The sequence below is a fragment of the Nocardia sp. NPDC059229 genome (assembly GCF_042754165.1).
Taxonomy (GTDB): domain Bacteria; phylum Actinomycetota; class Actinomycetes; order Mycobacteriales; family Mycobacteriaceae; genus Nocardia.
This window is the reverse complement of record NZ_JBHZAK010000007.1, coordinates 170,266-194,100: the sequence shown is the minus strand read 5'-3', so window position 1 is coordinate 194,100 and position 23,835 is coordinate 170,266. Positions and strand designations below refer to the sequence as shown.

At 68.2% G+C, this 23,835-nt stretch carries 22 protein-coding genes; 14 read left to right on the top strand and 8 right to left on the bottom strand.

Annotated features, from left to right (window positions below):
* Window positions 1-39 precede the first annotated feature (39 nt).
* The 4 genes from ACFXHE_RS18390 (at window position 40) to ACFXHE_RS18375 (ending at window position 4,440) form a co-directional block, all read left to right on the top strand.
* On the top strand, window positions 40-987 hold the full coding sequence (locus ACFXHE_RS18390) for a formylglycine-generating enzyme family protein (RefSeq protein ID WP_379384468.1): 948 nt from the start codon (window positions 40-42) through the stop codon (window positions 985-987).
* Window positions 984-2,537: a sulfatase gene (locus tag ACFXHE_RS18385; RefSeq protein WP_379384466.1), complete on the top strand. Its 1,554-nt coding sequence runs from the start codon at window positions 984-986 to the stop codon at window positions 2,535-2,537. The genes ACFXHE_RS18390 and ACFXHE_RS18385 overlap by 4 nt, the downstream gene beginning before the upstream one ends.
* Window positions 2,538-2,968: 431 nt before the next feature.
* Window positions 2,969-3,679 (top strand): hypothetical protein, encoded by a 711-nt coding sequence (locus ACFXHE_RS18380; protein ID WP_379384464.1) that lies wholly within the window; start codon window positions 2,969-2,971, stop codon window positions 3,677-3,679.
* Complete coding sequence (locus tag ACFXHE_RS18375; RefSeq protein ID WP_379384463.1) at window positions 3,676-4,440, top strand: hypothetical protein; 765 nt, start codon at window positions 3,676-3,678, stop codon at window positions 4,438-4,440. The genes ACFXHE_RS18380 and ACFXHE_RS18375 overlap by 4 nt, the downstream gene beginning before the upstream one ends.
* Window positions 4,441-4,521: 81 nt before the next feature.
* On the opposite strand, the gene ACFXHE_RS18370 is transcribed toward ACFXHE_RS18375, so the two are convergent.
* Window positions 4,522-5,079, bottom strand: coding sequence for a helix-turn-helix domain-containing protein (locus ACFXHE_RS18370; RefSeq protein WP_379384462.1), 558 nt, complete (start codon window positions 5,077-5,079; stop codon window positions 4,522-4,524).
* Window positions 5,080-5,153: 74 nt separating this feature from the next.
* Here ACFXHE_RS18370 and ACFXHE_RS18365 point away from each other — a divergent pair, with 74 nt between their 5' ends.
* Entirely contained in the window at window positions 5,154-6,116 is a 963-nt protein-coding gene (locus ACFXHE_RS18365) for a TauD/TfdA dioxygenase family protein (protein ID WP_379384461.1), read from the top strand.
* Between the two features lie 87 nt (window positions 6,117-6,203).
* Here ACFXHE_RS18365 and ACFXHE_RS18360 read toward each other — a convergent pair whose 3' ends face one another.
* Entirely contained in the window at window positions 6,204-7,091 is an 888-nt protein-coding gene (locus ACFXHE_RS18360) for an alpha/beta hydrolase (protein ID WP_379384459.1), read from the bottom strand.
* A 157-nt stretch (window positions 7,092-7,248) separates the two neighbouring features.
* Between ACFXHE_RS18360 and ACFXHE_RS18355 the strand changes: the two genes are divergently transcribed.
* From ACFXHE_RS18355 to ACFXHE_RS18320, 8 genes are all read left to right on the top strand, one after another.
* The gene (locus ACFXHE_RS18355) at window positions 7,249-7,656 is read left to right on the top strand and encodes a YidH family protein (protein ID WP_379384457.1); all 408 of its coding nucleotides are present in this window, start codon (window positions 7,249-7,251) and stop codon (window positions 7,654-7,656) included.
* On the top strand, window positions 7,653-7,979 hold the full coding sequence (locus ACFXHE_RS18350) for a DUF202 domain-containing protein (protein WP_379384455.1): 327 nt from the start codon (window positions 7,653-7,655) through the stop codon (window positions 7,977-7,979). Before ACFXHE_RS18355 ends, ACFXHE_RS18350 begins: the two co-directional genes overlap by 4 nt.
* A 259-nt stretch (window positions 7,980-8,238) precedes the next feature.
* Window positions 8,239-9,903, top strand: a complete 1,665-nt coding sequence (locus tag ACFXHE_RS18345; RefSeq protein WP_379384453.1) for an MFS transporter — start codon at window positions 8,239-8,241, stop codon at window positions 9,901-9,903.
* Window positions 9,904-10,009: 106 nt separating this feature from the next.
* Window positions 10,010-11,887 (top strand): sulfatase-like hydrolase/transferase, encoded by a 1,878-nt coding sequence (locus ACFXHE_RS18340; RefSeq protein ID WP_379384451.1) that lies wholly within the window; start codon window positions 10,010-10,012, stop codon window positions 11,885-11,887.
* A gap of 157 nt (window positions 11,888-12,044) precedes the next feature.
* Complete coding sequence (gene lon / locus ACFXHE_RS18335; RefSeq protein ID WP_379384449.1) at window positions 12,045-14,498, top strand: endopeptidase La; 2,454 nt, start codon at window positions 12,045-12,047, stop codon at window positions 14,496-14,498.
* 130 nt (window positions 14,499-14,628) lie between these two features.
* On the top strand, window positions 14,629-15,444 hold the full coding sequence (locus ACFXHE_RS18330; protein WP_379384447.1) for a heavy metal-binding domain-containing protein: 816 nt from the start codon (window positions 14,629-14,631) through the stop codon (window positions 15,442-15,444).
* Complete coding sequence (locus ACFXHE_RS18325; protein ID WP_379384445.1) at window positions 15,441-15,812, top strand: DUF5073 family protein; 372 nt, start codon at window positions 15,441-15,443, stop codon at window positions 15,810-15,812. Before ACFXHE_RS18330 ends, ACFXHE_RS18325 begins: the two co-directional genes overlap by 4 nt.
* A 127-nt stretch (window positions 15,813-15,939) precedes the next feature.
* Window positions 15,940-16,641, top strand: coding sequence for an endonuclease/exonuclease/phosphatase family protein (locus tag ACFXHE_RS18320; RefSeq protein WP_379384443.1), 702 nt, complete (start codon window positions 15,940-15,942; stop codon window positions 16,639-16,641).
* On the opposite strand, the gene ACFXHE_RS18315 is transcribed toward ACFXHE_RS18320, so the two are convergent.
* Window positions 16,638-17,630: an oxidoreductase gene (locus tag ACFXHE_RS18315; RefSeq protein ID WP_379384762.1), complete on the bottom strand. Its 993-nt coding sequence runs from the start codon at window positions 17,628-17,630 to the stop codon at window positions 16,638-16,640. The two genes, ACFXHE_RS18320 and ACFXHE_RS18315, sit on opposite strands and share 4 nt — an antisense overlap.
* 162 nt (window positions 17,631-17,792) lie before the next feature.
* On the opposite strand from ACFXHE_RS18315, the gene ACFXHE_RS18310 reads away from it, so the two are divergent.
* Window positions 17,793-18,155 (top strand): hypothetical protein, encoded by a 363-nt coding sequence (locus ACFXHE_RS18310; protein WP_379384442.1) that lies wholly within the window; start codon window positions 17,793-17,795, stop codon window positions 18,153-18,155.
* A gap of 104 nt (window positions 18,156-18,259) precedes the next feature.
* Here ACFXHE_RS18310 and ACFXHE_RS18305 read toward each other — a convergent pair whose 3' ends face one another.
* From ACFXHE_RS18305 to ACFXHE_RS18285, 5 genes are all read right to left on the bottom strand, one after another.
* Entirely contained in the window at window positions 18,260-19,042 is a 783-nt protein-coding gene (locus ACFXHE_RS18305) for an enoyl-CoA hydratase/isomerase family protein (RefSeq protein ID WP_379384440.1), read from the bottom strand.
* 33 nt (window positions 19,043-19,075) lie between these two features.
* Window positions 19,076-20,149, bottom strand: coding sequence for a DNA polymerase IV (locus ACFXHE_RS18300; protein WP_379384760.1), 1,074 nt, complete (start codon window positions 20,147-20,149; stop codon window positions 19,076-19,078).
* A 51-nt stretch (window positions 20,150-20,200) separates the two neighbouring features.
* Window positions 20,201-20,671 (bottom strand): hypothetical protein, encoded by a 471-nt coding sequence (locus ACFXHE_RS18295; protein WP_379384438.1) that lies wholly within the window; start codon window positions 20,669-20,671, stop codon window positions 20,201-20,203.
* Between the two features lie 190 nt (window positions 20,672-20,861).
* Window positions 20,862-21,815 carry a class I SAM-dependent methyltransferase gene (locus tag ACFXHE_RS18290; protein WP_379384436.1) on the bottom strand — a complete coding sequence of 318 codons (954 nt, stop codon included), beginning with the start codon at window positions 21,813-21,815 and terminating at the stop codon, window positions 20,862-20,864.
* 96 nt (window positions 21,816-21,911) lie between these two features.
* Window positions 21,912-23,792 (bottom strand): ABC transporter ATP-binding protein, encoded by a 1,881-nt coding sequence (locus ACFXHE_RS18285; RefSeq protein WP_379384434.1) that lies wholly within the window; start codon window positions 23,790-23,792, stop codon window positions 21,912-21,914.
* Between the last annotated feature and the right edge of the window lie 43 nt (window positions 23,793-23,835).

The window sequence follows — 23,835 nt, the reverse complement described above, 5'->3', positions numbered from 1 at the left end:
GCTCCCGCCCGCACGCCCGAGCCGCGCAGGCCGGCCGCCGTGGCGGCACCCGCGGCAGATCCGGTCCATCTCCAACCCGACCGGCTGTTGCTGAGCCGTCAGATGATCGCCCTGCCCGGCGGCCTGTTCCAGATGGGCACCGACGATCGTCTGGGCTATCGCAGTGACGGTGAGGGACCCGTGCGCGAGGTGCGTCTGGCTCCCTTTCTCATCGACGCCTGCGCGGTTTCGAATGCGCGCTTCGCCGAGTTCGTCGCGGCGACCGGGTATCGGACCGAGGCCGAGGAGATCGGCTGGTCGTATGTGTTCTCCGGCTTCCTCCCGGCCGCGTTGCGTCGTGGCGCGCAGCGGCCGGAGCGGACGCCCTGGTGGTGTGGCGTCGAGGGCGCGAGATGGGATCGCCCCGAAGGTCCGGGCAGTGACCTGCAGGGCCGCGCTCAGCATCCAGTGGTCCACATCTCCTGGAACGACGCCCTCGCCTTCTGCCGATGGTCGGGTACCCGGCTGCCCACCGAGGCCGAATGGGAATACGCCGCGCGCGGCGGGCTGCAGCAGGCCCGCTATCCCTGGGGCGACGACCTCGACCCCGACGGTGAATACCGGTGCAACATCTGGCGCGGCAGCTTTCCCGCCCGCAATACCGCCGCAGACGGCTATCGCGGCACAGCACCGGTGAACGCGTTCGCTCCCAACGGATTCGGTCTCTACAACACGTGCGGCAACGTGTGGGAATGGTGCGCCGACTGGTGGAGCACCGACCACGGCAGCGGCCCTCTGGACGACCCGACCGGACCGATCACGGGTGACGCCAAGGTGATTCGCGGCGGCTCCCACATGTGTCACGACTCCTACTGCTTCCGGTATCGGGTCGCCGCCCGATCGGCCAACACCCCCGACAGTTCCGCGGGACATACCGGATTCCGCTGTGCCCGTTCGTTACCGGCGCCCGAGACCTCCATGACCCTTCGCAGTGGAAAGACCGCATGAAGATCATCTACGTCGACGTGGACACCCTCCGCCCCGACCACACCGGCCCCTACGGCTACCGCCGTGACATCACACCGAACCTCGACGCCATGGCGGCGGACTCGGTGCGCTTCGACCGCTACTACTGCTCCGATTCCCCATGTCTGCCCTCGCGGACGGCGTTGACCAGCGGGCAGTTCGGCATCACGACCGGAGTCATCGGCCACGCCGGCAGCGGCGCGCGCTATCGCATGGATACCGGCCACGGACCGCAGCTGGGCCGGCCGCTGCTGGGCCAGTACCTGTCGTTCTGCGGGTACTACACTGCGGCGATCTCCAGCTTCGCCGAACGCCACCGCGCGCACTTCTTTCTGGCCAACTTCCGCGAATCCCTGCGCGCCACACCTGGTTTCGGTGACGAACCCGCCGACGAGGTCACCGACGCGGCCATCGCCTGGATCACCGAGCATCGCGACGAACCCAACTGGTACCTGCACCTGACCTACTGGGACCCCCACACCGACTACACACAGGACCCGCAGTGGAATGAACGCGCCGCAGCGGCCGGTCCCGCACCCGAGTGGCCCGACCAGGCCGCGATCGACGAACACCAGGACATCTACGGCCCCCGCACCGCCCGCGACCTGCACTACGCGTGGGTGCCTCGCAACAGTTCGGTACCGCACAACATGCCCGATCGCATTGCCGACCGCACCGACTTCGAACACCTGATCAACGGCTACGACGGCGGAATCATGTTCTGGGACAGTCAGTTCGGCCGCCTGCGTGCCGCGATCGCCGAACTCGGCCTGACCGAGGACATCGCCCTGATCGTCAGCGCCGACCACGGTGAATCCTTCGGTGAGCAAGGCTCCTACGCCGAACACGGACTCGCCAACGAAGCCGTGCACCGGCTACCGATGATCATCTACTGGCCGGGCGTGACCGACCGTGCCGACCGCCGCGGTAGCGATGCTCTGCTCTACAACATCGACTACGCACCCACCCTGTGCGAACTGCTGGGACTGCCGATCCCGGACAAGTGGCAGGGCCGGTCCTTCGCCGCGGCGGTGCGCGGTGAATCGATGGAATCCCGCGACTACCTGGTCTGGGGCCATGGCGCGCATACCTACCAGCGAGCGGTACGGACCCGAGACCACCTCTACATCCGCACCTATCACCCAGGATGCTTCAAAGCCGAATGGGAATCGCTGTTCGACGTCACCGCCGACCCGCACCTGACTGCCAACCTGATCACCGACGAACCGCAGCTCGCCGACTCGATGCGGTCGAAACTGCAGCAGTGGTGGGACTTCTATGCCGGCACGCCCGGCGCCCTCCCCGATCCGATGCAGACGAGCCTGCAGAACGGCCCGACTCTGTACAACGACCCCGCCGACTACATCCAGCACCTGCGCGACACCGGCCGCGGCGATCAAGCCGACGATCTGTACGAAAGGCTGCACCCGAGTAATGGGGCAATCGGCGCCTCCTGGACCGCGGAGGGTCCGTTGATGCCTCCCGAACAAAGGGCAATTCTGAAAGCGTACGCCGCCCGAAATAATTCATGATGCTGTGAAATGCATCATGGGCAAATGTCCTAACTCGAATTGAGGGTGGAAATTTCATAACCGGAGATATGGCCTGAATTTCCGTTCATTGGTGGTATCTCCTGCCTTAGGAAGCGTTCTGACCTGGTTGGATCGCTCTCTGTGTGGAACGCCGCATACCCTTCGGTATGCGGCTGCTTCCGTTTCTCCAACACCTTGGAATAGGTGCGTGAAATAGCTTCCAAAAATTTCTGAGAATTGTCTGAATAAACCGCAGGTGTGACGTAGCCTACTCGTAGCGCGCGCTGATCATGGATCAGCTGTCCATGATCACATTCATGCCCGCATTTGTGTCCAGCCCCTGCTCGCGGCCATATGCCGGCATTTCTCAGAGAGCAATGAAATACATGAAACTTCGCCAAGGACTGTGCGTAACCGCACTGGTTGCGACAATGTCTGTTGCCGCGGTGGCGACCGCCGCCGCCGAGCCGATGTCCCCCCTCCCCGCTGGGGCGCCCGAGAGCGCGGAAATGATCGCCATGGCGCTGCGCTATCACGCTGACCTGGATGCCAATGCGGTCGTGGCGTCGGTCGCGACCGGCGGATTCACCGTCGACCAGAACACCGGCCAGGCCATCCTTCGCGATGCGGCCGGGACGGCTCGGGACTCGGTGCCACTGAGTTTCGTCATGGACGGGCAGCGATACCCCATCGACGCCGCGATCTCCGCGGACGGGCGGCAGCTTCGACTGACCCCGCAGCTGCCGGACGGGTGGGTGCCGCCAACGGTGCTGCAGCCGGTCGCCTCCCCGCTCGAGAACCAGCTCGCGATGAACGACGTACTCAACTCGGTGAGCTTCGGGCTGTCGGCCGGCAGCCTGATCGGCACCATCATCGGTGCGGTCGTCGGGGTCGGTGCCGGGCTCGCGATCTCCGGCGCCTCGTGCGTGGTGTTGTCCATCGGATGCGTTCTGGCGGTCGTCCCCATCGTCACCATGCTCGGTGGGGTCGGAGGACTCGCCGGTCTGGTCCTCGGCGGTGCGCCGGGCCTGATCAACGGACTGTGGAACTACTACACGACGCTGCAGGCCGCACCCGGGGCCAGCAAATACGCCGACCAGATTCCGGCCTTCCGCCAGCCCGCGCCGGAGGCCACCCGATGAACGTGCGACAACGAGCGTTCACCGCCGTCGCCGCGGGCGGCATCGCGATCGCCTGCGCCGCGGCCACACCACAGGCGATCGCCGATATCGACGCCTCCGCGCCCGGGGATACCGAGTTCCGGACCGAGGTCTCCCAGGGCTGGGCGGTCACCACCACCATCGACGCCGGTACCTTCCAGGCTGACCAGGACGGCGCCGGGGTCACCGTCCTCGACGCGGTAGGGCAACCGGCCGGCCGGATCCCGCTCGCCTTCGTACTCGACAACCGCAAGTACGAGATACAGCCCCAGATATCGGCTGACGGCCGGACGCTGTCGCTGCTGCCCGACATCGCCGGTGCACAGCCGATTGCTTCACCATTGGAAAACCAGCTCGCCCTGGATGAAAGTCAGAGCAAGCTCGGTCTCGCCATGGCGGTCGGGCCGCTGGCCGGGGCGATTGGTGGCGCTGTCATCGGTGTCGTCGTAGCGCTGGCCTCCTGCGCCGTGCTCACCATCGGCTGCCTTCTCACCGGTTTGCCGATCATCGGCGTCTTCGCCGGCGCAGGCGGTTTGGCGGGAACGATCCTCGGGGGCGGCGCAGCAGCCGCCTACGCCGTATGGAACTACCTCGACACCCTGTCCAAGGCGCCGGGCGACAGCCGGTACGCCAAGGACGGAGAAGGCACCAATGCCGCCGGCGTGCCCGACAGTCATCTGCGCATACCCAAACTGGCCACCGGGTCCGGCGGCGGAAGCAGCAGCGGGAGCGGGAAGAGGTGACCAGCGCGGTGTGACGGCGTAATCAGCCCTCGATCACCGGGTCATGTGCCCGGTGATCGAGGGCTGATTCGCGCGACGTTGCTACGGCTCGGGGGTGAGGATCGTGCGCGCCCGCTCATCGGCGGCCAGCTGCAACTGCTCCGGTGTGAGCTCGTGCAGCCCGGCGGCATTGCGCAGGAACGGCCCGAACAGCTGCCAGCCCAGCTCGAGGGCAGCCGCATGCGCGGCCGCCAGAGCGGCGTCCGCCGGCTCGTCGTGATGCTGCTGCGCCAAGTGAAGCAACCGGTTCATCACGGGGAATCGATGCTGCAGCTCGCCGACCGGATACCCGTCGAGCAGGCAGCGAGCGATCACCGTCCAATGCAGGCTCAACTGAACGTCGGTCGAGGAGAGCTCACGGTTGGCGGAGGCGGCTCCCAGCTGGTCGAGAACCTCGACGACGAGTTTGTCCTTGGTGCCGAAATGCCGGAACACCAGGCCGTGATTGACCCCCGCCCGCTCGGCGATGTCGCGGATCGATGTCGATGCGGGGCCACGCTCGGCGAACAACGCGGTCGCACTGTCGAGCACCGCCGCGACGATGGCCTCCCGGCCTTGCGGGGGTGTCTTGCGAGAAGTCGTTGCCTCGGGCGTAGTCACTCGACTACAGTAGCGCAAGCCGACTGTAGTCGAGTGACTACATTTCTGTCGGCAGCCACGAGGAGGCATGCGAAATGCGCGACAACACCGTCGTCGTCGACAAGGACCCTGGTGCTGACGTTGGGGTCAGGCCTGTGCAGATTCCCGGGTCGCCGCTGATCAGCGGACCGTTCACGCACCTGGCCGCTGAGCGTGATCGCCTGGCGGGACTGCGCTGGCAGAACTTCGACGTCCACCAGGTCGGGTCGACGCTGGGCGCCTTCATCAGCGGGATCGACCTTCGCGTCGAACTGGCCGACGAGGTCGTCGACGACCTGCGCCAAGCTCTGCTCGACTACAAGGTGCTGTTCTTCCGGGATCAGCCGATCACACCCGACCAGCATGTGGCTTTCGCGCGCCGATTCGGCGATCTCGAAATCCACCCTTTCATCCCCGCCAACACCGGCCAGCCCGAATTGGTGCGATTCGAGAAGAGCGCTCAGGTCGCAGGGTTCGAGAACACCTGGCATCACGATGTCACGTGGCGGGACACACCGTCGAAGGGTGCGATCCTGCACGCGATCAAGGTGCCGCCCGTGGGCGGCGACACCTTGTTCTCCGACATGTACGCCGCCTACGACTCGCTGGATTCCGATACCCGCGCCGAGATCGAAGAGCTCGCCGCGGTTCACGACTTCACCCGCGCCTTCGGGCATGCCTTGTCCGAGGACCAGCGGGAGCAGATGCGGGCCAAGCACCCCGAGGTTCACCACCCGTTGGTGTGCACCCATTCCCAGACCGGACGGAAGCATCTCTACGTCAATCGGATCTTCGTCGAGCGGATCGCGGGCTTGAGCCCCGAGGCCGGCAGCGCACTGCTGGATCGGCTGTGCCGGCAGGCCGACTACCCCGAGCATCAGGTGCGGCTGCAGTGGGAACCGGACACCATCGCGTTCTGGGACAACCGGGCGGTTCAGCACTACGCGTCGAGCGACTACTGGCCGCAGATCCGTGTGATGGAACGCGCCTCGATCGTCGGGGACCGTCCACAGCGGTGACCCCCGTGACGGCGCCGGCCCCTTCGGCTGTCGGCGCCGTCGCTCGACTACGAACCGCAGCCCTGGGAGCACGCGAAGGCTGTGTGCTCAGTGGCCGGAGGTGTCGCGGCCGCTATCGGAGACCTGGAGTTGGGCCGACAGGAAATCCAAAGTCGGGTCGAGAGCCTCGTCGCTGTAGGCGACCGCGTGGCGCTTGCCGGGCAGGACACGGGTATCCACCGGCGTGCCGTCGGCCCGGAGCCGCGCAGCGAACTCTGTCATCTGTTCGACCGGCATCAGCTCGTCGCTGGAGTTGAACAACATGACCGGTGGGTTGCCCGCGGAGGTGTGCAGTGCGGGCGATGCGGCGCGTGCGCGTTGTGTGCAGTCCGCGGTGCCCGGGACGCATCCCAGATACGTGATCGCGGCAGCGGCCGACATCAGTGACGCCCGCGGTATGGCCGAATCGGTCAGGTCGTAGGGGCCTGACCAACCCACCACGGCCGCCAGCGGGGCGCCGTCGGTGATCACGGCCTGCATCAGCAGATGCGCTCCGGCCGAGGTTCCCAGCCCACCCAGGCGGTCCGGGTCGACCCCATAATCGGCGGCATACGTGCGGATGTGCGTGATGGCCGCTTCGACGTCCTGGTACTCACGCGGATCTCGTGGTGCGGACAGGTCGTAGTCGATGCCGAAGACGACGAAGCCCCGCTGAGCCGCCGTGTGTGCGGCGTTGTCCAGCAGCGACCGGTCGCCACGGACCCACGCGCCGCCGTGGACGAAGATCAGCCCGGCCCGGGGCTGCCCGCTCTCGTCGCGGCCCTCGGGGCGGTAGACGGTCATCGCCTCGGGCCCGTGGGTGGTGGGGTAGACGCTGTTCTCGGTCGGCATCTCGGGAGCCGGTGCCGGTGGCTGCGCCGTGACGCCCGGCATGCTCGCGGAACCCAGTAGCAGGGCCGCCAGGGTGGTGTATCCGATCAGCTTCGCCTTCGGCATGGTCATTATCTCCAGATCTCGGGGCCGCCTGTGACCGCCGTCGCCTGTGTCGGCGGACAACTAACCACAGATAATGCCACTAGTGTCATAATGATGTATTCCACTAGTGGTATTCCACTTTGATTCCGGGATCGCAGGGAAGCGAGCACGAACCACGATGTGCACCACCAATGAGGACCATCCTTCGAGTCGCTGGGTCGATGCCGACACCGGGCCGCCACCGGCTGTCGCTGATGTCAGCGGTCCGATCGACTACCGGTTCAGCCTCGCCAACGAGCGCACATTCCTGGCGTGGATGCGCACCGCGCTGGGACTGCTGGCCGGTGGTGTCGCTGTGCAGACGCTTACCCAGCAGTTGCCCAACGCCGGGTTTCGGCGAGCGATCACTGCGGCTTGTGCCGCCCAAGCGGTGCTGATCGCCGCCGCGGCCCACCGGCACTGGCGGCAAGCCGAGATCGCCATGCACCGCGGGGAAGCTCTGCCGCCGCCGGCTCTGATGCCTCTCCTCGCCGTAATAGTTGCCATCGTCGCGATCCTCACCACCGCTGCGGTGCTGGTGTCGTGACAGCTCGAGCGCCGCACTGGCCCCCCGATCCCGGGCTGGCCGTCGAACGCACCGCACTCGCGTGGCGGCGAACCGCGCTCTCGTCGGCCGTCGCGCTCGCGGCATCGGTGCACGCGGCCCTCACTGCGGCACCGGGGCCGCTCTCGGCTTGCGCGAGCGCTGCCGCCGCGGCGTTGACGGTCGCAGTGATCGCGGCCTGCGCCCGTCGACGCGGCCGGCAACTGCGGCGGCGGCAGCCGCGCAGCATCGGCACGCTCATCATCGCCGTCGCGACGACTGCCGCCCTCGCCGCCCTCGTCACCGCGCTCACCGCGGTGCTGTGAGGACATCCTCATGAGCTGGCCGGCCTGACCGGCAGGCAGCTGCATGGCACATCGGTCACCTGGACGCGGGGTCCCCGCAAAAGTGCGAATTCACCAACTCGATATTCCACTTGTGTCATACTTCACCCACTCAACTTGTGGAGTAGTTGAGTTCGTCGAGACGACATGAGCGCGATTCGCAGCGCGACCATCCCGATAACCGCACCCGCGGCGTGATGTCACGCGTCTGTCGTCAGTTGAATTCCCGAAAGGGGTTGGTATGTCCACAACTCCCACCATCGACCCGGCCGGCGCTGCCGATCCGCCGCAATCCCCTGCGGTGACCGGCCGGCCCACCGGCGTTTCCCGGGCCCGAATGTTCACGGCGGTGGTCCTCATTGTCCTGTTCAGTGAGATCGCGCCGATCCAGACGACGATGGCCGCGACCGCGCTGGAGAAGATCGCGGCCTCATTCCCGGGCAGCGGCACGAATATCGCCTGGATGATCATCATGTCCGGCCTGGTCGGGGCCGCCGCCGCACCGCTGATCGGCAGGATCGGCGATGTGTGGGGGATGAAGCGGACGTTCGTGACGTGCGGTGCGCTCTTTGCGGCGGGTTGCCTGGTCTGCGCGCTCGCCGACAGCTGGGCGGTCTTCCTGTTCGGCCGCTGCCTGCAATCTTTTGCTGTTGCCAATGCGGTCCTCGCCTACGGTCTGGTCCGGGATCTCCTGCCGCGCAAGCACATGGCCCTCGGGTTCGGCGCGATCGCAGCCGGATTCGGGTTCGCCACGGCCTTCGCCCCGCTGGTCGGCGGCTGGCTGACCCGAGCCCACGGCTGGCGAGCGGCGTTCTGGCTGTCGCTGGGATTCATGACGGTGATGATCGCGCTGGTTGCGGTGTTCGTACCGGATTCGAAACCGATTGCGCGCCAGCGTCTCGGCTTCACCGGCGCGGTCCTGCTCACCTTCGGCGCCGCACTCGTGATCGTCTATGTCGACCGGGGCCAGGTGTGGGGGTGGACCAGACCTGCGAGCGTGGCCGGGCTGGCCTGCGGACTGGCATTGCTGGCATTGTTCGTTCTCGCCCTACGGCGTGCGAGCACGCCGCTCATCGATCCGCGCGTGTTGTTCCAGCCTCGCTTCGGCCTGCTCCTGGCGGTGGGATTGCTCGCGTCCTGCATGATCGGCGTCCAGACGTACGCGATCACCTATATGGCTCGCACGCCCAGCCCGGGCACGATCGAAAACGGCATCGTCGCAAGCACTCTCGCAAAGGTCGCCCAGGCGAGCGGCGTGCGCCTGCCACCCGAAGCCGTGCAGGTGAGCCTCATCCCCGGCTTCAGTTACAGCAGCGGATTCAGTTCACACGACTACGCCCTGCGCATCGCGGTGCTGCAGGGCGTCATCACGATCGCCTTCGGCGTGATCGGCGCGATCGTGGCGCGCAAGTTCGGGGCCAGGCTCCCGCTGCTGTCCGCGGCGGCGGTGTTCGCCGTGATCGGCCTCATCGAGGCCGTCGGACTGCATACCTGGGACATCCTCACCGTCACCAACGCGGCCTTCGGCTCGGCGCTCGGCTTCTTTTACACGGCCGCTGCGGTTCTCGTCGCCCAGACGGTGCCGCAGGAGCAGACCTGCGTCGGCTTCGGCGTGTTCAGCCTCGTCCAGGGCGTGGGCACGGCCATCGGCGTCGCCGTCGTCACCGCTTTCGCCGCGGCCCACCCGATGTCGGCCAGTGTGCGAGTCGCCGGACGGCCGCCGCAGCTCAGCCCGATTCCCAAGGTGTTCGGTGACCAAGGCTTCGAGCTCGGATTCTGGTTCGCCACCGCGACTGCCCTCGCCGCGCTCGTCCTCGCACTCGTCATGCGCGGAAGCCGGCCCCCGGTCATCGGCGAACGGACCGGAACCAGCGCGCCTTCGCTGCCGCCCAACCCGGCCGGCTGACCGCGAGCCGCCTGCCGGACCAACGCCTGTCTTATTCCACTTGTGGAATAATCGGGGATCCGTCACTGTTTCCGCCTGCGGATCCCGCTCCCCCGGAAGGACCCCAATGCCACTCGACGACCGGCCCAACATCCTCTGGATCGTCAGCGAAGACTGCCCGCCGCGATTCGGCTGCTACGGCGACGAACTGGCCCGGACCCCGAACCTCGACCGGCTGGCCGGCGAGGGCGTGCTGTTCGAGCACGCGTTCAGCGTCAGCCCGGTCTGCGCCCCTTCCCGGTTCGCCATGCTGACCGGTCTGCGCCCGGAAAGCCACGCGCCGGCCAACCACATGCGCGCCACCGCGCCGATGCCGTCCTGGCTGCGCACCTATCCGGAAATCCTGCGCGAGCGGGGCTACTACTGCACGAACAACGCCAAGACCGACTACAACTCCGACGTAGATCCGGATGTGATCTGGGACGAGTCGTCCCGCACCGCGCACTGGCGCAACCGCGCGCCGGGCACGCCGTTCCTGGCGGTGTTCAATTTCGATGGCACGCACGAGAGTTCGGTGTTCCGGCGGACCGCGCCCGCTCGGGTCGACCCCGATTTCGTCCGCGTGCCCGCCTATCTTCCGGACACCCCCGAGATCAGAGGCGATATCGCCCGCTACTACGACAATATCGACGCGATGGACGCCTTCGTCGGTGATCTGCTCGCCCAGCTGAACGAGGACGGACTAGCCGATACGACGATCGTCATCCACACCTCGGACCACGGCGGTGTCAATCCGCGGTCGAAACGCTTCTGCTACGACGAAGGACTGCAGGTCCCGCTCATCATCCGGGCGCCCCAGCCCTATCGAGGGCTTTTCCCTGCCCCGGGCACTCGCGTCGGCGCGGCCGTCACCACCGACAGAATTCCGGCCACCGTGATCGATCTGGCCGGTGCCCGGCTGCCCGCGCACATGCGCGGAAACAGCCTGGCGCGTACCGAGTTCGACCCCTACACGTCACTCGCGTTCGGGGGCCGCGGCCGGATGGATGAGCGGTACGACCTCATCCGCAGCGTCCGCGACGAGCGATACCGCTATGTCCGCAACTATCACCCGCATCGGCCCTATGGCCGGCATCAGCCGTTCGCGTGGATCGCGGCCGGTTATCAGTCCTGGGAGACAGAGCATCTCGCGGGACGACTCGACGCCGTCCAATCCGTCTTCTGGAAGGCGAAACCGGGTATCGAGTTGTACGACACCGAGACTGATCCGGATCAGGTGCGGAATCTGGCCGGTGACCCGCAGTACGCCGGAGTGGAGAACCGGCTCGCGACAGCGTTGCGCGCGCACCTTCTCGCGGTCCACGACAACGGGTTTCTGCCCGAAGGCTCACCGCACGAGGGCTACGACGCCAGCCGCGTACCCGGCGCCTACCCGCTCGAACGAGTGCTCGACATCGCCGACGCGGTCACGGAACAACGTCCAGGCAGCGCGGCGGTATTCGTCGCCGCGCTCGATGATCGCGATGCCACCGTGCGCCGCTGGGCTGCCATCGGCATTCTCGCCGCAGGTGCGATCGACGAGAAGATCGCGTCCCGGTTGCGGAGTCTCGTTGCGAGCGAGCCCGATCCGTTCGTCATGATCCCCAGCCTGGAGACCCTGGCACGCTACGCGGAGGATGCCGACGCGGTCACCCGCCTGGCCGGGTACCTGGATGCCGCGCAGCCACGGCCGGTCCGGCTCGAAGCGCTCTCGGCGCTGACGGCTCTCTCCGATGCGCAGATCGGTCCGCACCGCGCGGCCATCGACGCGGCCGCGCAGTCCAACGGGGAATACGTGTCGGGCGCGGCGCGATATCTGCTGGCGCGCATCGACGGGACCTACACCCCGAGCATGATCCTGTTCACTCCGCCGGCCGAAATGCTCGCGCAGGCAGCCCGATTCGGAGCCACCCCCGAGCAGATCATGGCCCAGCTCGGAGGCTCGGCCGCGCCGGACGGGCGCTGACTCGGTTGAACCGGTACCCGGGGGCGACGTTTCGACCCGCTGCGGCCGCGTCCGGGAGACCCACAGCATGTTCGCCCCCGGCGAACATCGGTCCGGAACAATCGGTATACCCCCCGGGTTGAGTAGGTAACGCTCAACCTTGGAAGGGGTCGAAGACGTGACTACACCAACGAACCTGCCGGTCCTGTTCCTGACCGATCCGATCGTGCTCCCCGGCATGGTCGTGCCGATCGAGCTGGACGAGTCGTCGCAGGCCGCCATCGATGCCGCCCGCGCGGGCAAGGTCAACCAGGTGCTGGTCGCGCCGCGCCTCGATGAGGGGTACGCCACCTACGGCGTCGTGGCCACCATCGAACAGGTCGGCCGGATGCGCGGCGGCGCTCCCGCGGCGGTGCTGAAGGCGGAGAGCCGGGCCAAGATCGGCCACGGCGTGACCGGGCCGGGTGCGGCGCTCTGGGTCGAGGCCGAACCGGTCGAGATTCCGGCCGCCGACGGACGCACCAAAGAGCTTGCGGCCGAATACAAGAAGCTGGTCGTGTCGGTCCTGCAGCGCCGTGAGGCCTGGCAGGTCATCGACGCGGTCAATCAGATGAACGATCCGTCCACGCTGGCCGACGCGGCCGGCTGGGCGTCCTACCTCAGCAACGAGCAGAAGCGCGAAATCCTGGACACCCCGGATACTTTCGCGCGGCTGACCAAGCTGATCGAGTGGACCACTCAGCACATCGCCGAGACCGAGGTCAGCGAGAAGATCAGCGAGGACGTGCGCGAGGGGCTGGAGAAGCAGCAGCGCGAGTTCCTGCTGCGCCAGCAGCTCAACGCGATTCGCAAGGAGCTGGGCGAGGACGAGCCGGACGGCGCGGAGGACTACCGCACCCGCGTCGAGAACGCCGACCTGCCCAGCGACATCCGCGAGGCGGCTCTGCGCGAGGTCGGTCGACTGGAGCGTTCCAGCGATCAGAGCCCGGAGACGGGCTGGATCCGCACCTGGCTGGACACCGTCCTGGAACTGCCCTGGAACGTGAAAACCACTGATTCCACGGATGTTTCGGCCGCTCGCGCGGTGCTCGACGCCGATCACCACGGCCTGGACGAGGTCAAGGACCGCATGGTCGAGTACCTGGCCGTCCGTTCCCGCCGGGCCGCGCGCGGCCTGGAGGTCGTCGGCGGTCGCGGTTCCGGCGCGGTGCTGGTGCTGGTCGGTCCGCCCGGCGTCGGCAAGACCTCGCTGGGTGAATCGGTGGCACGGGCCCTGGGCCGCAAGTTCGTTCGCGTCGCCCTGGGCGGCGTGCGCGACGAGGCCGAGATCCGCGGTCACCGGCGCACCTACGTGGGCGCGCTGCCCGGCCGCATCGTGCGTGCCATGAAGGAGGCGGGATCGATGAATCCCGTTGTCCTGCTGGACGAGATCGACAAGGTCGGCTCGGACTTCCGCGGCGATCCCGCGGCGGCTCTGCTGGAGGTCCTGGACCCGGCGCAGAACCACACCTTCCGCGACCACTACCTGGACCTGGATCTGGACCTGTCGGACGTGCTGTTCATCGCGACCGCGAACGTCATGGAGACGATTCCCGGCCCGCTGCTGGACCGCATGGAACTGATCACCGTGGACGGCTACACCGAGGCCGACAAGGTGGCCATCGCCCGCGACTTCCTGATCCCGCGGCAGCTGGAGCGCAATGCCCTGACCGCCGAGGAGGTCTCGATCACGGACGAGGCGCTGCGCGAGGTCGCCGCGAACTACACCCGGGAAGCCGGGGTGCGGCAGATGGAGCGGCTGATCGCCAAGGCGCTGCGCAAGGCGGCGACCAAGCTGTCGGAGTCGGCGGACATCGCCGAGACCGAAAGCCTGGTCAGCAAGGGCGAATTCGTGCCGGAGGGCTTGGGCTACGACCGCGAGCTGGGCTACGACGCCGAATCCGGTCCGGCCGCAGGCGGTTCCGGCAAGCTGGTGATCGGACTGGGTGACCTGAAGGACTACCTGGGCCGTCCGCGCTTCACCCCCGACGGGGTCGAGCGCACCGCGGTCCCCGGTGTCGCGACGGGTCTGGCCGTGACCGGCGCGGGCGGCGACGTCCTCTACATCGAGGCCAATGCCGCCGAGGGCGACCGCTCGCTGACCCTGACCGGTCAGCTGGGCGACGTCATGAAGGAGTCCGCGCAGATCGCCCTGACCTACGTCCGCTCCCACCTGGAGGAGATCGGCATCGAGCCGAAGGTGCTGGATCGCAATATCCACATCCACTTCCCGGCGGGCGCGGTCCCGAAGGACGGTCCGTCGGCGGGCGTCACCATGGTCACCGCCCTGGTGTCGCTGGCCCTGGGCCGCCAGGTCCGCGCGGATGTCGGCATGACCGGCGAGGTCACGCTGAACGGACGGGTGCTGCCGATCGGCGGCGTGAAGCAGAAGCTGCTCGCCGCTCAGCGCGCCGGCCTGAAGACCGTGTTCATCCCGGCCCGCAACGAGCCGGACCTGGACGAGGTCCCCGCCGAGGTGCTGGCCGCCCTGGATGTCCGCCCCGTCGCCGACGTGGCCGAGATCCTGGCCTACGCCATCGAGCCGGTCGCCGAACCGGCCTACGACGGCCGCGCGCTGAGCGCCACCGCCTGAGGTAGCGAGAACGGGAGCCGTGCGTGTTCTGTAAACACGCACGGCTCCCGGCCATTTCGGCAGGCTCCGAACCTGACCGGGTCGTACCCTCGTTAGGGGTCCACCGGGGATCCGACGGAGGGCGAACGACATGCAACCGAACCAGCCCAGTCAGCCGAATCAACCGAACCAGCTCGATCAGGTCGCGGGTGAGCGGCTTTCGCACGCGAACCGGATCTTCACCTCGGATCTGTCGGTCAACGAGTTCGCGCTACTGCACGGGGCGGGCTTCGAACCCATCGACCTGGTGATGGGCGTGTCCGTCTATCACGTCGGGTTCCAGTTCACCGGGATCCGGCAGCAGCAGGAGTTGCCGGTGCTGACCGAGGCCACCTATCGGGCGCGGTGGAATGCCATGTCGCGCATGCAGGCCGAGGCGGACTCGCTCCAGGCCGACGGGGTGGTGGGGGTGCGGCTGGAGTGGCGGCAGCACGGGGAATCGATGGAGCATCTGGAGTTCATCGCGGTGGGGACCGCGGTGCGGTTCGCGAAATCGCCGGGCAGCTATCGGCGGCCGAACGGGCAGGCCTTCACCAGTCACCTCTCGGGGCAGGACATGGTGACGCTGATGCGCACCGGTTACGCCCCGATCGCCTTCGTCATGGGCAACTGCGTGTTCCACGTGGCGGTGCAGGGCTTCCGGCAGATGCTCAGCCAGATGGGCCGCAATATGGAGATGCCGCAGTGGACCCAGGGCAACTATCAGGCCCGGGAGCTGGCCATGTCCCGCATGCAGGCCGAGGCCGAACGGGACGGCGCGAACGGCGTCACCGGCGTCAGCGTCGATATCTCCAACTACGCGTGGGGATATCACACGGTCGAGTTCTACGCCTCCGGCACGGCCATCCGCCGCATCGGCGACGGCGACCCGATCATTCCGCAGTTCACCCTCGGCATGAACTCGTGAGCGATTTCGATACCGTGGCCGCCACCCGCGCCATCGATGGCGCGCTCGGCGGCCCGGGCGGCCTCGGACTGGTCTTCACCGTCTTCGCGGGCGTCCCCGGGGTGACCCGGACACCGCCTCGCAAATCTCGGTTCCGCTCGGAGCCGGAGCGGGTCCAGATCGGTTCGTGGCGTTACGAGGTCACCTCCGACGAGCGGATTCGCGCGGCCCACGTGGTGGGCGGCATCGTGCTGGCCGAGGAGCTGCTGCCGGCTGCCACCATCGCCCCGCACCTGGCCCGGGCGCTAGCCGAGATCGCCGCCTCGTACGGTCCGACCGCGCTGCCCCACCTCTCGGCGGCGCTGGACGTTCTCGCGGGTCCGGGCTGAGCCGAATGTCGAACAAGGGCTGAACCGACTATCGAGAGAGGGCCAGTTGGCAATCAACCGGCGAATATCCTTTGTTTCACATGAAACGAAACCCGCACGGTCAGTTGGTTTCTCGTAGGGTGCGTAGGTGATCACCATTGCCACCTGGAACGTCCTGCACCGCGTCCACGCCGACAACTGGGACAGCGAGATGGCCGCGCGCTGGCCGCAGGAGGCGAAGCGGATCGCGGTCGTGACCGCCGCCGTCGCAGCCCGGCCCGAAGCGGTCATCGCGCTCCAGGAGGTCAGCGGCGATCAGCTGGCGAGCCTGCGGGAGGCGCTGCCCGACCGGACTTTTCACGTCCTCGACTACCCGCGCATTCCAAACCCGCGCCGGGTACCCAGCACCCTGGCGGATCGCTCAGAGCATCTCGTGCTGATCGTGCGCGGGCCGAGCCGGTTCGTCACCGCGGAGCCGCACGCGGTCGATCCGGGAAAAGGGCTGTTGGCGGCCGAGATCGACGGCATTCTGATCATCGCCACCCATGTGAGCGGGGACCGGCGCCGGGCCGGCCAGTTCGAGCGCCTGGCCGCGGTCGCCGGCGATGGCCCGGCAGTCCTGCTCGGTGACTTCAATGTCGGCCGGGACGATCTCGCCGCCGCGTTCGGCGCCGGCTTCACCATCCCCGGATTCCCGCCGGATTCCGTTCCCACCCGGCCCCGGACGGCCGGTTCGAAATCCCAGTTCATCGATCATGTGGTCACGCGCGGCGTGCCGGTGCGCGGCGTCGCGGTCGAGGATGTGGCCGGGGCGTCCGACCACAACCTCGTGCGCGCGATCGTCGGCTAGAACTCGACCGCGACCCCGAGAATCGTTCGGCCGGAGTGGGTTCCGTCCAGGATGGCGCGCAGCACCGACTCCGCCTCGGTGATGGGTGCGAAATTCTCCAGCAGCGACAGATGCCGGGGCTTCAGGTCCTTGGCCAGCCGCGCCCACAGTTCACGGCGCTGGGCGATCGGGAAGTGCGCGGAGTCGATACCGATCAGGGACACGCCGCGCAGGATGAAGGGCATGACCGTGGTGGGCAGGTCGGAGCCGCCGGTCAGGCCCGAGACCGCCACCGCGCCACCGTATTTGACGGTACTCAGAATGTGGGCCAGCGAGGTTCCGCCCACGCTGTCGACGGCGCCCGCCCACTGCGCCTTGCCGAGCGCGCGCAGCTTCTCCCCCTCGCCCGGCTGGCGGCCGATGACCGAGGCGGCGCCGAGCGCCGTGAGCAGTTCGCCCGCACCGAGTTTGCCGGTGGAGGCCACCACCTCGAATCCGAGCCCGGCCAGGATGTCCACCGCCACACTGCCGACGCCGCCGGTCGCGCCGGTGACCAGCACCGGACCGGAGTCGGGGGTGAGACCGCGGTCGAGCAGCGCCTGCACACTCATGGCCGCGGTGTAGCCCGCGGTGCCGATGGCCGCCGCCTCGCGCGGGGTCAGCTCGTCCAGCTTCACCACCCACCCGGCCGGAACCCGTGCGTACTCGGCGAACCCGCCGTGGTGGGCCACGCCGATGTCGTAGCCGTGTGCGACGACCAGGTCGCCGGGCGCGAATTCCGGATCGGTGGAGGCCACCACCTCACCGGTGAGGTCGATGCCGGGGATGAGCGGATACTGCCGCACCACGCCGCCGCGCGGGGTGATGGCCAGCCCGTCCTTGTAGTTGGCGCTCGAGAAGTGCACCTTGATCGTCACGTCGCCCGGCATGAGGAAGTCGTCGGCGACCTCCTCCCGGATGAGGGCGATCCCACTGTCCGTTTCGTGTGCCACCATCGCCTGGAACTCCATGTCCAGAGCATAGGTCGCCACCTGCGCGGACGCGTCACCTTCCGGACCGATCGCACCCGTTACCCGGGAGGTAATCGCTTTCGTTCCCGCGCTTTGCGATTGTCGAATCAGCGATCGAATTGCGAAGGAGCGCAGCAGATATGCCGACTTTCCAGACCACCAATGCGCTACCTGAGCCGGCACGGTTCCGATCGGGTGGCGCGAATCGCGCTGCTGGCCCCGGCGATTCCGTTCATGATGCTCACCGACGACAATCCGATCGGCATCCCGATCGAGGCGCTGGAGGGCCTGCTGGAGCAGCTGCGCACCGACCGGCCCAAGTGGTTCGTCGAGCGGTCCCAGGGCTATTTCGCCACGCACCTGCGTCCGGGCGTCACGCAGGCGGTCATCGACGAGGAGATCAGGCGCTGCCTGTCGGCCTCGCCGTACGCGATCCAGGTCATGCAGCGCGAAGCGTTCACCACCGATCACCGCCCCGATGTGGCCGCGCTGACGGTCTCTACATCACCCACGCGGCCGAGGTGAATGCCGAGATCCTCGACTTCATCAAGGGCTGACGGCGAACTCGAGGACCGAGAGCTCCGGCGTCACGCGCCCCCGATCTCGGCCGGGGGCGAAACCCGTTGTCCTCAGGCGAACTTCGGTGCGCGCTTGCCGGTGAACGCGGCGATGCCCTCCTGCCCGTCGGCGGAATCGGCGCAGCGGGTGATGAAGGCCGCCTCGGTGTCCAGCTGCTCCTCGAGGGTGTGCCGCGAGGACACCAGCAGCAGCTTCTTCACATTGGCGTTGGATCCCTTGGGGCCGGTGGCGAATTCCTGCGCCAGGGCCTCGACGGCGCCGGTCAGCTCGGCATCGGGCACCACCCGGTGCAGCAGACCCCACTCCAGCGCCTCCGCGGCGGACAGGGTGCGGTTGGTGAGCATCAGCTCCTGGGTCTTGCGCAGGCCGATGATCCGCGGCAGGTAGTAGGACGCGCCGCCGTCGGGGCTCAGGCCGACCTTGGTGTACGCCATGGTGAAGGCGGCGGATTCGGCGGCGACCACCAGATCGCCGGCCACCGCGAGGCTCATGCCCGCGCCGGCCGCGGTGCCGTTCACGCCCACGATGAGCAGCGCGTCCATCCGCGCCAGCGCCGACACCGCCCGGTGCAGGGTCCCGGCCAGCTGCTCGATGAATGCCCCGGTGTCCGCGCTGGCGGCCATGGCCCGCACGTCGCCGCCCGCGGAGAAGAACCGCCCGGCCGCGGTCAGCACCACGACCTTCACGGTGGGATCCTCCGAGCAGTAGGTGGCCGCGCGCTCCAGCTCCTCCGCGAGCGCCTGATCGATGCCATTGGCGGCATTGGGCCGGTTCAGCGTGATGCGGGCGATCGGGCCGTCGTGCTCGAACAGGATGTTCTCGTAGTCGTTCATCGCGAGAGTGCCTTCCGTCGGGTGGAACCTGGATCACAGCATGGCGTATTCGACCCGGACCCCGAGCAACCGGATGGGCCGATCCAGCTCGAAGGCGTGCAGCACTTCCAGCGCCGTCTGCACGATCTCGTCCACATCGGTGGTCGGTGTGGATAGTTTCCGCTGCTTGCTCCGGGTGAAGAAGGTCTTGGTGCGCACCGTGACACTGACCCGCCCGACGGCCCGCCCGGCCGCGAGGGTCTCCTCGGCCACCTGGGTGGCCAGCCGCACCACCGCGGCATCGATCTCGGCGCGTTCGGTGAGATCCTGCGGGAAGGTCTCGGATCGGCTGTGGCCCACCGGTTCTCGCGGCTCGGCGATGTCCGTGTCGCCCGCGCCGTGCCCGAGCACCCACAGATACGGCCCGGTATTGGGACCGAACTCCGCCGCGAGCACCTTCCGGTCGGCGGCGGCCAGGTCGGCCACGGTCTCGATCCCCAAGCCGCTCAGGCGTTTCGCGATGCGCGCGCCGATGCCCCAGAGCGCGGAGGTGGGCCGGTGCGCCATCAGCTCGACCCAGTTGTCCCTGGTCAGCCGGAAGATTCCGGTTCCGGTGTCCGCCGCCGGCGGCTCGTCGGCCGACCGCGCCGACTTGCCGACCGCCTTGGCGAAGCCGGTGGCCAGCTTGGCCCGGGTCTTGTTGTCCCCGATGCCGACCGCGCAGGTCAGCTCCAATTCCGCGATGGCGGACCGGATCTCACGCGCCAGTTCCCCGGGATCCTCGGTGTCCACCGCCAGGAACGCCTCGTCGAAACCGAGCACCTCGACCCGGCCGGGGAAGGTGCGCAGCAGCGCCATGATCTCCTCGGACGCCTCGGCGTAGCCGGCGAGGTCCTGGGGCAGGAAGACGCCGTCGGGGCAGATCCGCGCGGCCGTGCGCAGCGGCATGCCCGCCCGCACCCCGAAGGCCCGGGCGGGATAGGACGCGCAGGACACCACCTTGCGGGGTTCGGCCGGATCGCCGCTGCCGCCCACGATGATCGGCTGCCCGCGCAGCTCCGGATGCCGCCGGAACTCGACCGCGGCCTGGAATTGGTCGAGGTCGACGTGCAGCAGCCAGCGCGTCACCCCTCCGTCATACCGCATGGTCTCCCGAAATGCCGGGAACTGCGGAAACGGTCAGCGGGAGCGGCGCAACCACCTGAGCGGCGAGCGGTAGGCGTAGCGCGCCTTCACCGCACCGGTATCCACCTCACCCGTGACCCGGATCAGCGGCGCGCCCGGGAATCGCGGCAGCTTGACCCGGTTGGCCACCGATCCGGCGCCCGGCTGCACGCCGTCCGTGTCGACTCGCCAGCCGCGCGGCACGATCAGCACGATCGTTCCGGCATCGGCCTCGACCCGGATGTCGATTTCCCGCCGTGAGCACCGGGCCCGGGTGAAGTCCAGCACCAGCTTGCCCGAAACACAGTCGGCCACCAGCTGTTTGGGGACGATCCAGTCGTCGTCGGTGCGTTTCGTGCCGCTCGTCACCCGTAGTTCCATGGCAGGGGTGTCGGCGGTGGGCTGATATCGGCGGGCGCCGAACATGCGCTCGATATCGTCGGCACGGGTCGCGGCCGTGCGCCGCTGCTCCTTGGTACGGGTCACCGAAACTCCTCCCCCGGCATGTGAAACGATCTTGTGGGTTATGCCATGGGAGCTCGAATTATGCCGCATAGCACGGCATTTCGGGAGGTCAGAGCGGCCGCTGCGGCCACAACACGGTGTCGGTTCGGGCACGGCCAGATCACGATCGTGCCCGAACGCGGACCCGCCCCGCGCGCGGTCGCGGTGACGGCTAGCGGCGGCCGAGGAAGACCGTGGTGGCGCCGAGAATGTAAATGTCCTCGCGCGCACCGATGAACGTGTCGGCGGCCGGATCCAGCAGTGCCGCCAGGGTGGCCCGATCATCATCGCCGATGCGTTCGCCGACCCGCTCGCTCAAGCCGCCCAGCCAGGCGACGACGCTCTCGCGCACGGCCGGCGCGGGCGGCGCGGGGTGATCGATCAGCACGCTGAAGGAGGTCGCGTCGGCCAGCCCGGCCCGGCTCAGCGCCACATTCCAGCCGTAGGGCATGGGGGTCACGGCGGTGATGTCGGCCCGCATCTGGGCGAAGCCCGCGTCGCGCAGGGCCAGCAGCCGGTCCTGGAGTCCGGGCGCGCCGACGCCGAGTTCCCAAGGCAGGCAACGCATCGACAGCCCGCCCTCGGCCAGCGCCAGCCAGCCGCCCGGGCGCAGCAGCCCGGCCAGGCGCGCGGTGCCCGCCTGCTGATCGGGCAGGTGGTGCACCATGCGCGAGGCCCACACCAGATCCGCGGCCGGGATCCCGGCGCCGAAGTCCGCGGCCGCAGCGTCGGCGTGCACGGTCCGCACCCGCACCCGATTGTCCCCGTCCAGCGCGACCTTCACGGCCTGCTGGGCCGCCTCGAGCAGCTCCGGCACCGCGTCCACGATCACCAGACTCCCGCCGCCGCGGGCCAGCAGTTCCCGCGCGAACGCGACACTCTGGCCGCCCGCTCCCGCGCCGATGTCCAGCACGGTCGCTTCCGCACCGGCCGGGATCAGGGCGACCAGCCGCCGCGCGATCTCGGCATTGGCGTCGGCCGACATGGCGTCATCGCGCCGGAGATCGTCGACCATGGCCGCCCAGTCGATCCCGTCGTGGGTGTGGCCGTGGCCGTGGCCATGTTCGTGGCCGCGGGAATGCGGATGTCCGTGCGTGCTTGCCTGTTCGTGTGAGTGAGCGCTCATACTCCGACGCTATCGGCGCGCACCCGGACGGCTCGAATCCTTTTGCCGATCCGGCAAGGTGTCCGGTCCGATCGGACTGCCGAGCATCGGGTCCGATCAGACTGTCACCGTGGCACCGGAATCGGCGAACTGGGTGCGGTAGAGCTCGGTGTAGCGGCCGTCCGCGGCGAGCAGTTCGGTGTGCGTACCGCGCTCCACGATGCGGCCGTGCTCGAGCACCAGGATCTGGTCGGCATTGCGGATGGTGGACAGCCGGTGCGCGATGACCAGGGCGGTGCGGCCGTCGAGGGCCTCGGCCAGCGCCTCCTGCACCGCGGCCTCGGAGGTGGAGTCCAGCGAGGCGGTGGCCTCGTCCAGGATCACCACGCGCGGCTGCTTGAGCAGCAGCCGGGCAATGGTCAGGCGCTGGCGTTCCCCGCCGGAGAGCCGATAGCCGCGCTCACCGACCACGGTGTCCAGGCCGTCGGGCAGCGACTCGATCAGCTCGCGTAACCGGGCGCGCTGCAGCGCATCCCACAGCTCGTCCTCGGTGGCCGCGGGGCGGGCGAGCAGCAGATTGGCGCGAATGGTGTCGTGGAACAGGTGCCCGTCCTGGGTGACCAGGCCGACGGTGTCCTGAATCGACTGCCCGGTCAGCTCGCGCACATCCATGCCGCCCAGCAGCACCGCACCCGAGTCCACGTCGTAGAGCCGCGAGACCAATTGCGCGATGGTGGATTTCCCGGCCCCGGAGGAACCGACCAGCGCCACCATCTGCCCGGGCTCGGCCCGCAGCGAGACATCGTGCAGCACCTCCTCACCGCCGCGGGTGTCGAGCGTGGCCACATCCTCCAGCGAGGCCAGCGAGACCTTGTCGGCCGACGGGTAGCCGAAGGTGACGCCGTCCAGCTCCACCGCCACCGGGCCCGCGGGCACCGGCACGGCCAGCGGCGAATCCTCGATCAGCGGCTTCAGATCCAGCACCTCGAAGACCCGCTCGAAGCTCACCAGCGCCGACATCACATCCACCCGGGCGCTGGCCAGCGCGGTGAGCGGCGAGTACAGCCGGGTCAGCAGCAGCGAAAGGGCCACCACCGCACCGGGTTCCAGCTCACCCTTCAGCGCCAGATAGCCGCCCAGCCCGTAGACCAGGGCCAGCGCCAGCGCCGAGACCAGGGTGAGCGCGGTGACGAACACCGTCTGCAGCATGGCCGTGCGCACCCCGATATCGCGCACCCGCCCGGCTCGCAGCCCGAACTCCGTGGACTCCTGACGCGGCCGGCCGAACAGTTTGACCAGCGTCGCGCCCGGCGCGGAGAACCGCTCGGTCATCTGGGTGCTCATGGAGGCGTTCAGCCCGGCCGCCTCGCGCTGGATGCCGGCCAGCCGCTCGCCCATGCGCCGGGCGGGGACGACGAAGACCGGCAGCAGCACCAGGGCGAGCAGCGTGATCTGCCACGACAGCCGCAGCATCACGGCCAGCGTGAGCGCGAGGGTGACCAGGTTGGTGACGACCCCGGACAGGGTGGTGCTGAACGCGCGTTGCGCCCCGATAACGTCATTGTTGAGCCGGCTCACCAGTGCGCCGGTCCGGGTGCGCGTGAAGAACGCGATCGGCATCTTCTGTACGTGATCGAACACCGCGGTGCGCAGATCGAAGATGAGCCCCTCTCCGATGCGCGCCGACAACCACCTGATCACCAACCCCAAGCCGGCATCCAGCACCGCAACCGCCGCGATGATCGCGGCGAGCGTGATCACCGTGCGCGGCGCGCCGTGCCCGACGATGGCGTCGACCACTCGCCCGGCCAGGACCGGGGTGGCCACCGCCAGCAGCGCCGACACGATGCTGAATACCAGGAACGCCACCAGCTGCCGATGGTGTGGCCGCGCGAAGGCGAGGATCCGCCGGGCAGTGGCCAACCGCAGCGGTCGCTGCTCTGTGGGCGCGTTCATCTGCCGATACAGCTGATTCCACGCCACGGATTCGATACTCATCCCCGCTCCTCACCGGTCACGGGATCCATCGAACCCCGCACCA

Bases quoted from the DNA above. Each gene is read 5' to 3' on its own strand.
- ACFXHE_RS18385 (WP_379384466.1), top strand. From the start codon at position 984: ATGAAGATCATCTACGTCGACGTGGACACCCTCCGCCCCGACCACACC.
- ACFXHE_RS18355 (WP_379384457.1), top strand. From the start codon at position 7,249: ATGTGCACCACCAATGAGGACCATCCTTCGAGTCGCTGGGTCGATGCC.
- ACFXHE_RS18375 (WP_379384463.1), top strand. From the start codon at position 3,676: ATGAACGTGCGACAACGAGCGTTCACCGCCGTCGCCGCGGGCGGCATC.
- ACFXHE_RS18310 (WP_379384442.1), top strand. From the start codon at position 17,793: ATGCGCTACCTGAGCCGGCACGGTTCCGATCGGGTGGCGCGAATCGCG.
- ACFXHE_RS18365 (WP_379384461.1), top strand. From the start codon at position 5,154: ATGCGCGACAACACCGTCGTCGTCGACAAGGACCCTGGTGCTGACGTT.
- ACFXHE_RS18345 (WP_379384453.1), top strand. From the start codon at position 8,239: ATGTCCACAACTCCCACCATCGACCCGGCCGGCGCTGCCGATCCGCCG.
- ACFXHE_RS18360 (WP_379384459.1), bottom strand. From the start codon at position 7,091: ATGCCGAAGGCGAAGCTGATCGGATACACCACCCTGGCGGCCCTGCTA.
- ACFXHE_RS18290 (WP_379384436.1), bottom strand. From the start codon at position 21,815: ATGAGCGCTCACTCACACGAACAGGCAAGCACGCACGGACATCCGCAT.
- ACFXHE_RS18330 (WP_379384447.1), top strand. From the start codon at position 14,629: ATGCAACCGAACCAGCCCAGTCAGCCGAATCAACCGAACCAGCTCGAT.
- ACFXHE_RS18305 (WP_379384440.1), bottom strand. From the start codon at position 19,042: ATGAACGACTACGAGAACATCCTGTTCGAGCACGACGGCCCGATCGCC.
- ACFXHE_RS18285 (WP_379384434.1), bottom strand. From the start codon at position 23,792: ATGAGTATCGAATCCGTGGCGTGGAATCAGCTGTATCGGCAGATGAAC.
- ACFXHE_RS18380 (WP_379384464.1), top strand. From the start codon at position 2,969: ATGTCTGTTGCCGCGGTGGCGACCGCCGCCGCCGAGCCGATGTCCCCC.
- ACFXHE_RS18315 (WP_379384762.1), bottom strand. From the start codon at position 17,630: ATGGAGTTCCAGGCGATGGTGGCACACGAAACGGACAGTGGGATCGCC.
- ACFXHE_RS18340 (WP_379384451.1), top strand. From the start codon at position 10,010: ATGCCACTCGACGACCGGCCCAACATCCTCTGGATCGTCAGCGAAGAC.